This is a genomic window from Cytophagales bacterium (assembly GCA_033344775.1).
GTDB lineage: Bacteria > Bacteroidota > Bacteroidia > Cytophagales > Cyclobacteriaceae > JAWPMT01.
Genome location: JAWPMT010000001.1, coordinates 787664 through 802473, shown reverse-complemented (window position 1 = coordinate 802473; position 14810 = coordinate 787664). Strand labels below are relative to the sequence as shown.

Genomic DNA, 14810 nt, shown 5'->3' with positions numbered 1-14810 from the left:
TTAGGCAAAAAATGCTCTTTCTCATTTTGGGAATGGCGCTTTTTACCTATGCGATCACAATCACTTATTTCAGTATTGAACTGAGAAAAAACGGACTCTCTGAGGGAAAAAAACTGGCAGACGCAGCGATTGAAGAGAAAGCTAATGAAGTTAAAGGCAGGCTTTTGGAAGACCTGGTTACGGCCAGGACCATGGGGTCTATTTTGGGGAACTACCTAAAATATGATCAAGCTACCAGAGAGAGAATGCAGGAGGAATTGCTGGTTAGTGTTCTGAGAGATAACCCTAAATATGAGGCAGTTTGGATAAGCTGGGAGCTACAGGCCATTGATGATAATTGGGATAAACCTTACGGAAGAGAGCGTTTTTCTTATTTTGTTGAAAATGATTCCGTCAAAGCAAAAATCGAAAGACTTGATCTCGAAGGAGATCGGGAAGGAGGAGTCTATCTGGAATACAAAGAAAGTAGGCGAGAGGGAATTTCAAAGCCTTATAAATATCGAAGTTATTTTGCTTCGCAGGGAGATTCGCTTATTGCGACTTCTCCGTGTATTCCTATTCTGGTAAACGATGAATTTGTTGGATTAACCGGGTCAGATTTGTCATTGCAGGAATATGAGGACATGACTGAATTTCCGTTATTTGAAAATTCTGAAGCATTTATTCTTTCTGGGAACGGATATGTTGTGGCACATAATGATCTTGACTATGTCAATAAATATGTGGATGTCATTCCGATGATGAAAGACTTTGATATCCTTGACATTAGAAGTGAAGTGAACAGGAATGGAGTTGCAGGATATGAAACCTTGGACCCTGAAACCGGAGAACAGGTTTATTTGAGTTTTGCTAAAATTCCGATTGGTCGTTCCAATGATTTTTGGGCCATCGGTACAGTTGTTCCTGTGGCAGAGATCAATAAGGCATTCAATAAAAGTCTCCGTTATACTTTGATTGCCGGGTTTGTCGGATTGATTCTGTTAGGAATCATTGTATTTCGTTTTGCCAAAAATATCGGCATTTCGCTGGAACGAGTGAGCGACTTGCTCCGAGATCTCGCTCGAGGAGAAATAACTGCCAACCGTCGAGTTGTTGTTAAAGGAGATGATGAATTGGGCCAAATATCCCGGTCCGTCAACTTGTTGATGGAGGAATTGCGCAAAAAATCGGAATTTGCCCAAAGCATTGGGTCAGGTAAGTTGGAAGTAGAATTCGTGGAAGCAGGTCCAAACGATGAATTAGGCGCCAGTCTGCTCGACATGCGTAAGAACTTATCCAGGTCCATTGAAGACATAAAGTCAGTCGTGAAGAAAGCAGGAGAGGAAGGAGATCTATCTGCAAGAATTGATATTAAGAACAAAGATGGTGTTTGGGAGGAAATCGCTCACCTCATGAACAACCTGTTGCTTTCAGTGTACCTTCCTTTCAATTCAATCAGTCAGATTGCTAATAAAATGGCTCAAGGAGACCTTTCCTTGCGAATTACAGATGAAACCAAAGGAGATATTGCCAAGCTTTCCAATAACCTGAACCAGGGCTTAGAGAATCTGAACAATCTGATAGAAGTCATTTCAGAAAACGCGGAAGGGATCAAAGACTCATCCGTAGAAATGCTGACCGCAAGTGAAGAAATGAGCATCAACACGGGGGAGATTGCTACAGCCATCGGCCAAATGAGTACCGGTGCGCAGAATCAGGTGAAACAGGTGGATGAATCCTCCGGTTTGGTAGAGAAAATTATGAAATCTTCCTCCGACATGGAGGAGCAGGCGAAATCCATCTACAATGCTGCACAAACTGGTGAGGAACGTAGTGATGTTGGACTTCAGCGAATCAAAAAGGTGAATTACAGCATGCGAGATATCGCTGCATTTTCAGAAGATACAACCAAGTCATTTAAAGTACTGGCAGAGCGATCAAAAGAAATTTCACGTGTACTTGGTGTGATCTCCGATATCGCGTCTCAAACCAACCTATTGGCCTTGAATGCAGCGATAGAGGCTGCACAGGCTGGTGATGCAGGTCGTGGATTTGCCGTAGTAGCCGAGGAGATACGTAAGCTGGCGGAAGATTCACGAACTTCGGCAAAAGAGATTGAACGATTGGTAAATGACGTGCAGCAGGATACGACTGATGCCGCCAGAGTGCTGGAGGTAATGAATGAGAGCGTAAGAGTCGGGGGAGAAGCTTCTGAGGGCGCATCGGATGCGTTCAAGGAGATTGCAGCCTCAACTTCCCAAACCAGAGAGCTATCTGAAAGCATTGTAACGGCTACCGGTGACCAGATCCAGGACATTAAAAATGTAGTAGGGCTTACTGAATCTGTGGTGGTGATTGCCGAACAGACGGCTGCAGGTACGGAAGAAGTAGCGAGTTCTGCGTTTGAATTGTCCAGTGGTATGACCAACTACAAAGAAAAATCACAGCAACTTTCAGAAATCGCCACGGGATTGAAAGAAGCAGTGAGTAAGTTTAACTTAAGTACGCGAGAGTTGGATTCAGCTCCGGATGAGAATTCGAATGAAGTAGTTGAAGAATGATCATAGGTGTAATCAATCAAAAAGGAGGGACCGGAAAGACTACCACGACCATTAATTTGGGAGCGGCGTTGGCGGCACGCAAAAAACGCGTCCTTCTGATTGATTTAGACCCGCAGGGTAGTTTGTCTTATTCGTTGGGTATCGTTGATTTTGAGCAATCATTATCCGATGTTTTTGAGGGAAAGACGGACTTATCGTCCATCTTACATGAAACAGAGCGATTATCTGTAGCACCTTGTGATATTGGATTAGCAGATACGGAATTGTCACTTGCTGATGCCAGTGATCGGGAGTATTTCCTGAAAAATATACTCAAGGACCTAGAGATATCTTACGACTACATTCTGATCGATTGCCCTCCTTCGCTTTCGGTACTTACGGTAAATGCCTTGACGGCCAGTCAATTAATTGTCATTCCCATGCAAATGGAGGTGTTGAGTCTCCAGGGATTAGACCTGGTTTCCGACACGATTGAGAAAATACGATCTTCCGTCAATAGTGACCTGGAGGTAGCAGGAATCCTCCCAGTGATGGTGGACAGACGCAGGAAACTCACGCAGGAAGTGCATGACCACATCCAGGAGCATTTCGAATTTCGGGTTTTTGAAACCATGATCCGGTCGAATGTGAAAGCCTCTGAGGCACCATCTTTCGGACAAAGTGTGGTGAATTACGCACCACAGAGTAACAGTGCGAATGATTATAAAAGTTTTGCGAAAGCATTTATCAAATTATATCCGACGACCTGATGGCTTTAGGGAACAATTTGCGTAAAAAGAAAGTCTTACCTGAGCAACAGGCGGAAGGCAAGCCTAAGAAGGAGGTGAAAAAGAAATCCGCTGCGGCTAAAAAAGCGACGAGCAAGAAACAGACGACAGCTACTAAAAAAGCCAAACCTGCCGCAATGGCAAAACCGGCCACTAAGTCAGCAACGAAACCTAAGAAACAGGTGGAGGTAACAGCCGCTTCCATTAAAAAACCTTTGATTTCGACGGAGATCAGTCAGGAAGAACATGCCCGAAGACAAGCGTTACAACAGCGGTATGATGAGGAAATAGAAGCAAGAAAAGATCAACGACTTCAACTGATCGTCTTTAAGTTCAATGAACAGCGGTACGCTGTTGAGATCGGAAAGTCTCGAGAAGTCGTGAAAACACCTGCGATTTCTTCTTTGCCTCATGTGCCTGATTTCGTTCCGGGCCTGGTGAACATCAGAGGATTTGTGATCGTAACCATCGATTTGGCACATAAATTTTTCTCAGGATCGGAATCCACCAATTCACGTGAATACACCCTGGTGGTTGAGCATGGTTCTAACAAGCTAGGTGTTTTATTGTCCGATGTTCCGGATACAGTCATTGTGCCAGGTGCGGCCATGGAGAGTTCTTCGGGAATTCTGGCAGATTTCACCAGAGATGATACGTACATCAAGGGACTGGTGAGAACAGAACAAGGAATGATCTTTATGCTGGACATAGAAGAATTGATAGAAGGGAACAAGGTCCGGGTCCTTCCAGCCAAGAACAGTGCATGACCGAATGAAGCTACAGACCTTAATTGTGGATGATTCAGCCTTCATGAGGTTGTTACTTTCAGATGTATTGTCTTCTGATCCGGGTTTGGACGTGATCGGTACTGCCAAAGACGGCCTGGAGGCCGTTAAGATGACCAAGAAGCATCGACCCGATGTGATTGTCATGGACATGGAAATGGGTGAGTATAATGGCCTCTATGCCATCAAGCACATCATGGAGCAATGTCCAACGCCAATTATGATCCTTAGTTCTGTTGGCAACACTAATTTGGAGCCCATATTTGATGCGCTTCGACTTGGTGCAGTTGATTACATGAACAAACCGGTCAGGGGAGGTTCCAAGATCCGGACAATGGATCAAGAGCTTATAAGTCGTTTAAAAGGCATTAATAAAGCCAGGCCACAAATTGTCAAGAACAATCAGCAGGTCCAAAATACGGCTCCGAAGAAGAAAAAGAAATCATCGGATCGATTTGAGATATTGATCATTGGAGCATCTACAGGTGGTCCTTCTGCAGTGGAACAGATCATTATCAGTTTGCAAGATGAGATAGATGTACCTATCGTAATCTGTCAGCACATGCCGCCAAACTTTATCGACCCGTTTGTTCGACGTATCAATTCACGCACCCCATTGAATGTAATGCTGGGAACACCAGGCATGGAGCCTCGTAAAGGCAATGTGATCATTTGCCCCGGAGATGCTAACCTGGAACTTAAGCGTCGGGGCAAGAGTGGTAAGGTGCAATTAGTCGCCAGTGAGAAGACATTCAAAGAGTATAATAATCCCTCGATCAATGCGATCATGTTGTCAGCAGCTGCTGTATACAAAGATGCAAGCCTGGGTGTTCTCTTGACGGGCATGGGTAAAGATGGCGCCAAAGGCATGAAGGCCATTGGCGAATCAGGGGGATTAACGGTGGCACAGGACGAAGCCTCATCGGTGATCTTTGGTATGCCTAAGGCAGCCATAGAAGCGGGGAAGGTAGATCAGGTGCTAGATATCAAAGAAATTGGAACATATCTTATAAGTGTAACCTAGAGGCAATTGAAATCAAAAGAAGAAGAATATAAAGCCCTGTTTCTGGCAGATGCCCTTCAGAATTTTGAAGAACTCAACAAACACTTCATTGTTCTCGAAAAGAAGCATTCGGATAAACAGGCCGTCAACTCGATTTTCAGGATCGTGCATACCCTCAAAGGCAATGCAATGGGCATGGGTTATGAAGCCATTGCTAACCTGACCCATGTCATGGAAGATCTGATGGGAGAGATCAAAGAGAATCGGATCGAACTGGACAGTGACCTGTTCGCCAGCTTGTTCCGTGCAGCGGACAAACTTGGAGAATTGATCAAAGCCCTGGAAACCGGTGGAAAGGTCAGCTATCTCGGTATTCGGACGAAACTCGAAGTGCTGCTCAAGAACCGAAAAGAAGACCAGGCGCCCGAGGCAGAAGAAACACCCGAAGTTGAGCCTGAAACGGCTCCTGAGCCTACCACTCCGGTTGTGCAGGAAGAGGAAGCGGTAGAAGAGGCTGATACTGATGAGATCACATTCGCAGATGTCATCCAGATTCCTGTGCGGAAAATGGATGAATTGATGACACTTGTAGGACAGCTCATCATTGAGAAAGATCGATTGATAGCTGAAAACCGGTCGCTGGACCGGCGCTCGCAGTTCGAAGGCTTGCAACGCATCTCATCCAATTTGCAGTATGCGGTCATGAATGCACGGATGGTGCAGATGGGATTCTTGTTTAATAAATTTCACCGGATTGTTAGGGATGCCGCCGTAATAGAAGGCAAAGACGTGTCGTTGGAATTGAAGGGTACGCACATCGAGATTGACCGGAATGTACTAAAGGCCATGGGAGATTCGCTCATTCATCTGGTACGAAATGCGGTGAGCCATGGGGTGGAAATGCCCAAGCAGCGAAAGGAGCTGGGAAAACCAAAGACAGGAACCATCACCCTGGATGCGAGTTACGAAAAGGATTACGTTCAAATTACCATCATTGATGATGGACAAGGGATCGATGAAGCTGCCATACGGAAGAAGCTTGTTGAAAAGAAACTGATGAACGAGCAAACAGCAAATGCGCTTTCAGAGGATGATGTAATTCGGCAAATCTTTCAGCCTGGTTTTTCCAATGCTGCCAAAGTAACAGAGATCTCAGGAAGAGGTGTCGGAATGGACGTGGTGAAGAAAGCGGTAGAATCCGTAGGTGGCCAGGTGATCATTGATACCGAGATCAACAAGGGGACTACCATAAAGTTATTGCTCCCGTCCTCATTAGCCTTGAAAGGCGCACTATTGTTTGAGTTGTCGGAACAGACGTATGCCATTGCCTTATCCTACACGGAAGCGGTGCTTTCGCTGAAGAAAGGGGATATTCATAAGCTGGGTAATACATTGATGACCAAGTATCAGGAAGAGACCATTCCTATCTTGTTTTTGAAAGACCTGATAGGCTTGACAAAGCTTAGTGATGTGACGGATGGAGGGGTGCTTCATCATTCCTTTAAGGAAACTGCTGATGATCAGCAGTTTGACATGATCGTGGTTTCTTTTGCAGGAAAACTGACAGGAATCGTTGTAGACCGGTTACTTTATCAGAAGGAGATCATCGAAAAACCTTTGGCAAAACCACTGGACAAAACCAAATTGTTGAGTGGTACGACCATTCTTGGAAATGGTCAGGTATGTCCGGTAATTGATATTGCGGCAATGACTGAAATTTTATTTAAATCAAGCATCAATCAGTGAGGGCTATAAAGCATAAATGATCAGCGAAGAAGAGCTAAATGCGTTGATGGTGGCCATCAAAAATCGATATGGCCTGGATTTCACGAATTATGAAAAGGGTTCGTTGAAGCGAGGGATCGTTCGTTTGATGTCCAAGCATCACATGGAATCACTGATCGAATTGTGGAGCAGGGTGTTGAAAGATCAAGCCTTCTTCGCCAACGCAATCGATGACCTGCTGGTCAACCTGACCGAACTCTTTCGAAATCCGGCAGTTTGGGTCAAATTGAGGGATGATATCCTGGATCAGTACCGGGCGACAGGTGGCCTCAATGTATGGCATGCAGGATGCTCGACAGGGGAAGAAGTGTACACCATGTCCATCGTGCTCGAAGAAAAAGGATTGCTGCATCGAACAAATGTGCTGGCGACGGACTTGAGTTCCAGGGCATTGGTCAAAGCAAGGAAAGGGGAATACCCCCGACAATTGATGAACCAATACCTTACACCACTGATCAAATATTTCCCATACAGCCGGATGCAGGACTATTTTCAATTCGAAAAAAGCCATGCAACCATCAAGCCTCGCTACAAGGAGAATGTACGATTCGAAAGGCATAACCTCGTGACCGACCCGATGCATGAGCGATTTGAGATCATTTTTTGTCGCAATGTCATGATCTACTTTGATGACAAGCTCAAAACCAAAGTGCTGAATCTGCTTTATCAGGCATTGAAGCCGGGAGGGTATCTTATTATTGGTTATTATGATATTATGCCGGACTATGGAAAGACCCTTTTCAAAGTAAAAGACTTGCAAACCAGAGTCTACCAAAAACCCTTGTCGCCATGAGTGTGTTGATTGTAGATGATTCTTCTTTTATTCGGTCCACCATCCAGAGGGTTGTGGTAGGCATGGGACTGGAGGTATGTGGATTGGCTTCAAATGGAGAGGAAGCTTTGGAAATGATCGAACAATTAGAACCAAAGATTCTGACGCTGGATATGGTATTGCCAGATATGACTGGATTGGATGTTCTCAAAGTCGTGAAAAAGCATTACCCGCACATGAAAGTAATTATGATCACTTCCATGGCCAAGCCTTCGATGATAGAAGAAGCAAGGGAGCTTAATGTGGATAAGTACCTGACCAAGCCGATCACGGAAGAAGATCTGGGGAATGCCATTGGTGAATTAAAAGCATAGATAGGCCCGATTGAGAGAGGTGATTGACCAGGTGATACATTAAAAATGGTCATTCAGATCACCAAAATCCCAAATCAGGTAGAAGAATTGAATGATTAATATAAATTAGAAGAAATTGCTTATCTCACAATAAAATTATCCAGCTAATAAAATGTTAAGAACCTTGCTTCCGGGAATCCGGACTAACCTGAAAATCTAAGAAATGCTAAAAAGTTTTGAAGCAGATGAAATGGAAGTTGCCACCAAATTAATTTTTGATGGACTATCCATGGCGAAGGCCTCGATGGAAATGATTCTGCAAAGCCCTATCACGCTGAAGAAAGTATCCTATGGTGAAAAGGTGGGCGACAGCCCAGTGATTGACTATGAATCAGATCAAGCCGTACAGGTCATCAAGACCGAATTAATAGGTGATCTAAGGGGTACAAGTCATTTGATCTTTTCGGAAGAGGATGTGGCCAGAGTATGTGCAGCTTGCCTCCCTCCGGTGGTGTTAGAATCTGACAGTGCGCAGAATCAGATGATGAAAACAGGATTCCTGACGGAAATTGACAACATGGTGGCAGCAGCAGTCATTACTGAATTTGCGAATTTCCTCGGTGTTGATATTTTTGGACATGTCCCTTCATTGCAGATCATGAAAGCGGATGAAGTAAACCAGTATTTAGCCAATGAAGCTACTGAGTTTGATTCTATGGTTCATTTCAAAGCCTTGTTTCACGGTGCTGAATTGAACATTTCTCCGGATTTTATCTGGATTTTCCAAAATGATCTGGTTGATCGAATCAAGCAGAAACTTTGAATTCTATTTTTGTAAAGACACACTACTAATCAGACTAAGACGAAGGAATAAATCGCCATGGCAAAAAAAGTATTAATCGTAGATGACTCAATCTACATGAGATCGTTAATCAAAACTGCCTTAGAAGAAAAAGGCTTTGAAATCGTTGGAGAAGCAGCCAACGGAGAAACAGCGATCGACCTGGCAATGGAATTGCAACCAGACCTAATCACACTCGACAATATTTTGCCGGATATGATGGGTTTTGAAATATTGAAGGTGCTTAAGGAAGAAGGCCTGGAATCCAAAGTGGTCATGGTCTCCGCCGTTGGGCAGCAAACGGTAGTCAATAAAGGAAAGGAACTTGGTGCGGAAGACTACATTGTTAAGCCTTTCACTTCAGAAGATTTGTTGGCTGTAGTTGATAGAGTGCTCTAGGAATTTGCATTCCGGGCATTAAAGGAACATTTTTACCTGTTCATGCGCTACCTATATAATTTATCAATTCGTAAGAAATTTGCAGTGGTCATCGTACCACTGATCATTACGATTATCTGTTTCGATTATTTACAGATTCGACACAGTTATCTCGATTATAACGATGCAGTGAGACTCAACCGTGCCATTCTTTTGGGTGTTGAGGTCAACCATGTTGTACATGAATTGCAACGAGAACGAAGTATCTCTTCCGGATATATTGCTAATGAAGGAGGAGATTTTGCGGCGGTCCTCAGTGAGCAACGCCACAAAACAGACAGCACGATCCAGCAATTTTATAGCGAACTTATCAAACCTGAATTCAAAGACCTGCTCAATATTCATGGAGATGATCTGGAACGATTGAGAAGTCACTTCGATCGCATCAATGAGATTCGTGATCAGGTTGATAACCTGAAAGTGAGTTCAGATCAGTCTATTGAGTACTTCTCAGTGATCAATACGACGGCCTTGAATACAGTGAGTGATTTGATCAATGAGACGAGGGACAAAGAAATTGCGCAACAAGTCCATGCGATGATCAACTACCTGAAGTCGAAGGAGTATGCCAGTATAGAAAGAGCCGTAGGTACGCAGGCATTTTCGCACAAGGTCATGGATTTTGAAATGTACAATCGTTTCACGACGTTGGTATCACAGCAAAATTCATATTTGGACGCGTTTCTGACGATCGCTAGCCTCGAATCCAAAGAGCAACACGCCATTGTGGTGCAAGGGCCTCACATTGATGAAGTAGCCCGATTGAGACAAGTGCTGTTTTCAAATCAGGACCTTAATACCGATCCTTCCTATTGGTATGAAGTCAGTACCACTAAGATCAATGCCTTGAAGAAAGTAGAGGATTACATGTCTGATACCATCTACAGTACGACCAATGCCATAGCGGATGATGTCTTCAAGACTTTTTGGACCTTCCTAATCGTTGATGTTGCGATTGGTGTGATTGCCTTCTGGTTGATGACCACTGTAGTATCGAATCTGCTGGATAATGTAAGTCTCCTTGAGCGTTTTACGCGTAAGATCTCTGCAGGCGATTTCACCAAAAAAGTCAAGATTGATACCAAAGATGAGATTGGACAATACGCACGTACGTTCAACTCGATGGTTGAAGAGATTCGTAAATCTCACATTGCGCTGAAAAAGGAACGAGACAAAGCCCGTTATCTCTACGAGAATATTTACAAGCAATCCCAGGTTGTATTTGAAAATGTACAGCAAGGAATTTTCTTGCTTGATAAGCAATTCAAGATCAGTCGTTTGTATTCCAAAGCGATGGAATCCATTTTCGACACCAATAAGATTGCAGGAGAGAACTTTTCAAGCTTCATGCGGCCTTTGATCATACCTCGTGAGCTCGAAGCACTGGAAATGTTCATGCGACACTTGTTCAATCCAGACATGGATGAGGAGGTCGTGAACCAGTTGAATCCTGTGGAACGCGTCAAGATCTTCACCGATAAAGAAGGTGTGGTCAGTACCAAATACATCAGGGTATCCTTTACCAGGATTGAGCGCAAGGGAGTGATTAAAAACATCATGGTGACCGTTTCTGATGAAACCAAATCCATCTTATTGCAGCAACACCTGGAAGAAGCAGAGGCCAAGAAGAAGCAAGAAACCGAGCAGGTATTGAGTATTCTGAAGATCGATCCATCGGTCATGCGTGGCTTCCTGTTCAATTCGAAGAAGACTTTGAATATGATCTCAGAGCGGTATGAGAAAAACGATGGCGAAAACTATCGTGATCTGCTTGATTACACATTTGAGACCATTCATAACCTCAAGGGTAATGCTTCTGTTATTGGGTTGGAACTGATGTCTGCTAAATTCCATTCCATTGAAGATTCCATCGGAAAATTGAAGGAACGGAATGTGCGTGGTAAAGATTTTCTTAGCATCTTATATGAAATCGATGAGGCTGATCGCATGATGGTCGATATGAGTGAGATGCTTCGGAAAGTAGCCAATATCTATCGCAAACTACCTTCAGAAGGACAGGTCGTTTCCAATATCATGGTGATCAATACTTTGGAAAAAGGAGTGGAGAACATCAGTAAGGAATTGAAAAAGACCATGGGCTTCAAATTCTTGAATGATACGAACGTTGTAATTCCTGAAGAGTACATCAATCCGTTCAAGGACATCATGATCCAGCTGATAAGGAATACCATAGTCCACGGTATTGAAGAAGGTTCGGTGCGTAAAGAGAAAGGTAAGACCAAGAAAGGGCACATCACGATTGAGTTGGACCAGGAGCCATCAAGTGGGGAATACCTGATCCATTATTACGATGATGGCGAAGGCCTCAATCATGAAAAGATCCGTAAGAAAGCAATTGATCGGAACCTGGTGACTGAGTTTCAGTCGAAAAAGCTTTCAAAACAGGAAACGGAAGAGCTGATCTTTGAAAATGGTTTTTCTACGTCAGAAAAAGCAGATCAGAACAGTGGAAGAGGACAGGGAATGAATTTGATCAAAACGATTGTCGACGAAAATCATGGAAGTTTCTCTGTTACCGGAGATGGTTATTTCGACATGCAGATCAAACTGCCGCCGGTCTTTCAGGATAGTGAAGAAGAAGCTGAAATTACATCATGAGGTTATTGATCGTTGATGATTCCTCAGTAATGAGGCGAACCATCGAAAAAAATTTGGCTGAATATGATCTGGAGATCATCGGGATGGCAGCCAATGGAGCAGAAGCCATTGAATTGGTAGAGCGTGAAAAACCAGACGTGATTACGCTGGATATCACCATGCCAGAGATGGACGGGATCACTTGTTTGGAAAATATTATGGAGATCCACCCGGAAGCGAAAGTGATGATCATTACCGCACTTTCCGATAAACTGACAGGCCTTACGGCCCTGGATAAAGGAGCAAGAGGCTTCCTGTACAAACCTGTTAATGCCAATGACCTTGCGAGGGCTTTTGATAAATTATTGAAACGGAGATGACCACCAATAAGGAAGAGTTTGAAGCAACTTGTAATTTGTTCATCAATTCGGTGAGCAATTACTTTAAGCATCTCACTGAGGTTGACTCAAAGATCGAAGTACCCTATCTGAAGGATACGGATGAACTGATCCTCAAGGATTTTACTGGAATGATCGGCATCTCCGGCAGCAAGAAGGGATTTGTTTACATCTCTGCAAATCGCGAAATGTTTGAGGACCTCATCAATATATTTATTGGAATAGATGAGCCTTCAAAAGCGGATATACTGGACATGGCTGGAGAGATTTCCAATGTCGTCGCTGGAAATATAAGGGCTAATTTGGGAACTAACTTTATGATTTCGGTTCCTGTCGTTTTTGAAGGAATGCCCGGAGAACTAAAAATGGTGCAAGGCGTATCGATATACGTAATACCTATCACATGGAAAGGCCATGAGGCTTTCGTGGTGATTGGTTTGCAGTAATTTAAGTTGTAATTTCACCGCTAGCTATCGTACCAGCCATTTGGATAAGAATAAGAATGCCGAGGAAAACCCCTGGCCAATAAACATCAATGATATAGATCAGGCGCGTAAAAACTATTACTCGCTGATGCCAGACGAAGAGGACATGCACGATCTCTTGCCTGGTACTTTTGTGATCAACAAACCGAAAGAAAATGTCGGTGGAGATGGTTTTTGGCTATATCAGAAAGAGGATCTGCTTTTTCTGGCTGTATTTGATTGCATGGGGGAAGGTCACCTGGCCAGCATGATGACTCGCATCTATGCCAATGCACTCAAAAAACTGGTAGTTGATTATAAAATTGAATTCCCGGGGGCCATTCTTCAATTCATTCATCGAGAGATTCAGGGGCGTTTCAAAGACAAAACAAATATTCAGTTGAGTACAGGAGCCGATCTCGGTATCGTAAAACTTGACATGAAAGAGGGGATACTTGAGTTTTCAGGAGCGGGCATGGACTTACTTCGTGAACACGATGGTAAGATTGAAGTAATGAAGGGTGAGAATCGTAAAATTGGCCAATTGGATAATAATTCACGAGAATATAACTCCAAGACCATAAGCGGAAAAGATAAATGTCGTTACTTCCTGGCCACGGATGGTGTTACTGATCTGATTGGTGGTTCATCGCTGAAAAGATTAGGTGTTGAGAATTTCAAGATCATTCTTCGAAACAGCTTAAAGTACCCAGCAGAAAAGAGAAAAGGTAAGATTTGGTCAGATCTGATGAAATGGTCAGGCTTAAAAGACCAGAATGATGACATTCTAATCCTAAGTTTCGAATTTTAGTTTTATCTTTTCCCCTAAGAATCAGAATTCGCTATTTCACTTTCGACCAAGAGTACCAACGACCAATAGAAGCTTGCATTTTTTGCTAACCTAAAGTGTCGTAACGTGAAAGAATCGCCAGATGCCAGATACCAGATCGATATCGCCATGTTCACCGAGGCTTGCTAAGTCTTCGCATCTACAAGCCGGTAGGTTCAAGGATTTCCTTAAAGAACTACTGGGTGAGATAGCTGTGTCTAAGGCAGTAGATCGCGTGACGTTTTGGATGCATCATCCGATCAATCGAACTTTTAATGTTGCGGGAGTCCATAAGCGGAAGCAAGATGCTTTTTCTCCGAAGGAAGTCATTTCTGAAGACAATGCCCCCGGTCTTTATGAGGCATTAAAAAATACTTATGTAAGTAAACATTCCGGCATAGATGATTCGATTGACTTTTCGGAGATAAAAAGAAGTTGTTCGACCATGTTTCCGATGAAATCAATGCTTACGCAACAGGTTCGGTTTGATGGGAAGTTGTTGGGATTGCTTTCTTTCGAGCAGGTTTCAGAGACTCGTGAATGGAATGCTGAGGATGAAATCGAGTTAGGAGCTGCTGCCAGTGTCTTGCAGCAGGCGTACCAGACAAGCCTGGCCCTTCAGCGCGAGCGCCGAGCGAGTAGGGATACCTTGTTTTTTGAAGCACCTGTGCCATTCTGGGTATTCGATACAGATACATTGGAATTGTTGGATGGAAATAAGAAAGCCCTTGAGTTGTATGACTATCCGGATTTAGCTTCCTTCCGAAGAGTCAAACTTATGCAGCTGGTTCATCCAAGTCAGAAAGATCAGCTGGAGTCTTTGCTGGGTAAGAAAAATGTAGGAGTCTGGAGACAAGTAGAGTTGATCCAACAACGCAAAGATGGCCTGGCATTCATTGCCAAACTTTCCAGTTCAAGGGTAACTTACAAGGACCGGGAGGCCCGCGTGGTGGTGGTCACAGATTCCAAGAAAGAAAAAAGGATCCAGCGAGAGAAGGATGAGCTGGAGCGAAAGCTTAATGATCATGCATTTTATGCTTCTCATAACCTGAGAAGTCCGATAGCAAATATTTTGGGATTGCTAGACCTGATCAAGATCAGCTGGGATGACCGGGAAAACTACGAAGAATTGTTGTTTAGGCTCAAGATACAAACGATGAATTTGGATGAGGCAGTGAGAGTTATGAGCGCTAAAATCGAATTTGACCAGCTTGGTTCTGGTGTATAAGGAAACACG

14 protein-coding genes are annotated in these 14810 nt (G+C 43.7%); all 14 read left to right on the top strand.

All coding sequences use genetic code 11. From position 1 onward, the window contains the following. The first annotated feature begins 11 nt into the window (after positions 1-11). Positions 12-2540: a methyl-accepting chemotaxis protein gene (locus R8G66_03285; protein MDW3191353.1), complete on the top strand. Its 2529-nt coding sequence runs from the start codon at positions 12-14 to the stop codon at positions 2538-2540. Further along, on the top strand, positions 2537-3289 hold the full coding sequence (locus tag R8G66_03280; protein ID MDW3191352.1) for a ParA family protein: 753 nt from the start codon (positions 2537-2539) through the stop codon (positions 3287-3289). The genes R8G66_03285 and R8G66_03280 overlap by 4 nt, the downstream gene beginning before the upstream one ends. After that, positions 3289-4074, top strand: a complete 786-nt coding sequence (locus tag R8G66_03275) for a chemotaxis protein CheW (protein MDW3191351.1) — start codon at positions 3289-3291, stop codon at positions 4072-4074. Before R8G66_03280 ends, R8G66_03275 begins: the two co-directional genes overlap by 1 nt. Before the next feature lie 4 nt (positions 4075-4078). Further along, entirely contained in the window at positions 4079-5116 is a 1038-nt protein-coding gene (cheB, locus tag R8G66_03270) for a chemotaxis-specific protein-glutamate methyltransferase CheB (GenBank protein MDW3191350.1), read from the top strand. Positions 5117-5122: 6 nt separating this feature from the next. Further along, complete coding sequence (locus tag R8G66_03265) at positions 5123-6841, top strand: chemotaxis protein CheA (GenBank protein MDW3191349.1); 1719 nt, start codon at positions 5123-5125, stop codon at positions 6839-6841. 16 nt (positions 6842-6857) lie between these two features. Continuing rightward, positions 6858-7673 (top strand): protein-glutamate O-methyltransferase CheR, encoded by an 816-nt coding sequence (locus R8G66_03260; protein MDW3191348.1) that lies wholly within the window; start codon positions 6858-6860, stop codon positions 7671-7673. Further along, positions 7670-8026 carry a response regulator gene (locus R8G66_03255; GenBank protein MDW3191347.1) on the top strand — a complete coding sequence of 119 codons (357 nt, stop codon included), beginning with the start codon at positions 7670-7672 and terminating at the stop codon, positions 8024-8026. Before R8G66_03260 ends, R8G66_03255 begins: the two co-directional genes overlap by 4 nt. 202 nt (positions 8027-8228) lie before the next feature. Next, positions 8229-8828, top strand: coding sequence for a hypothetical protein (locus tag R8G66_03250; protein MDW3191346.1), 600 nt, complete (start codon positions 8229-8231; stop codon positions 8826-8828). Between the two features lie 57 nt (positions 8829-8885). Next, positions 8886-9245: a response regulator gene (locus R8G66_03245; GenBank protein MDW3191345.1), complete on the top strand. Its 360-nt coding sequence runs from the start codon at positions 8886-8888 to the stop codon at positions 9243-9245. A 42-nt stretch (positions 9246-9287) separates the two neighbouring features. After that, positions 9288-11903 (top strand): nitrate- and nitrite sensing domain-containing protein, encoded by a 2616-nt coding sequence (locus tag R8G66_03240; GenBank protein ID MDW3191344.1) that lies wholly within the window; start codon positions 9288-9290, stop codon positions 11901-11903. Next, on the top strand, positions 11900-12262 hold the full coding sequence (locus R8G66_03235) for a response regulator (protein ID MDW3191343.1): 363 nt from the start codon (positions 11900-11902) through the stop codon (positions 12260-12262). The genes R8G66_03240 and R8G66_03235 overlap by 4 nt, the downstream gene beginning before the upstream one ends. After that, positions 12259-12726, top strand: a complete 468-nt coding sequence (locus tag R8G66_03230) for a chemotaxis protein CheX (GenBank protein ID MDW3191342.1) — start codon at positions 12259-12261, stop codon at positions 12724-12726. The genes R8G66_03235 and R8G66_03230 overlap by 4 nt, the downstream gene beginning before the upstream one ends. Before the next feature lie 40 nt (positions 12727-12766). Then, the gene (locus R8G66_03225; GenBank protein MDW3191341.1) at positions 12767-13555 is read left to right on the top strand and encodes a SpoIIE family protein phosphatase; all 789 of its coding nucleotides are present in this window, start codon (positions 12767-12769) and stop codon (positions 13553-13555) included. Between the two features lie 121 nt (positions 13556-13676). Then, positions 13677-14801: a hypothetical protein gene (locus R8G66_03220; GenBank protein MDW3191340.1), complete on the top strand. Its 1125-nt coding sequence runs from the start codon at positions 13677-13679 to the stop codon at positions 14799-14801. The last annotated feature ends 9 nt before the right edge of the window (positions 14802-14810 follow it).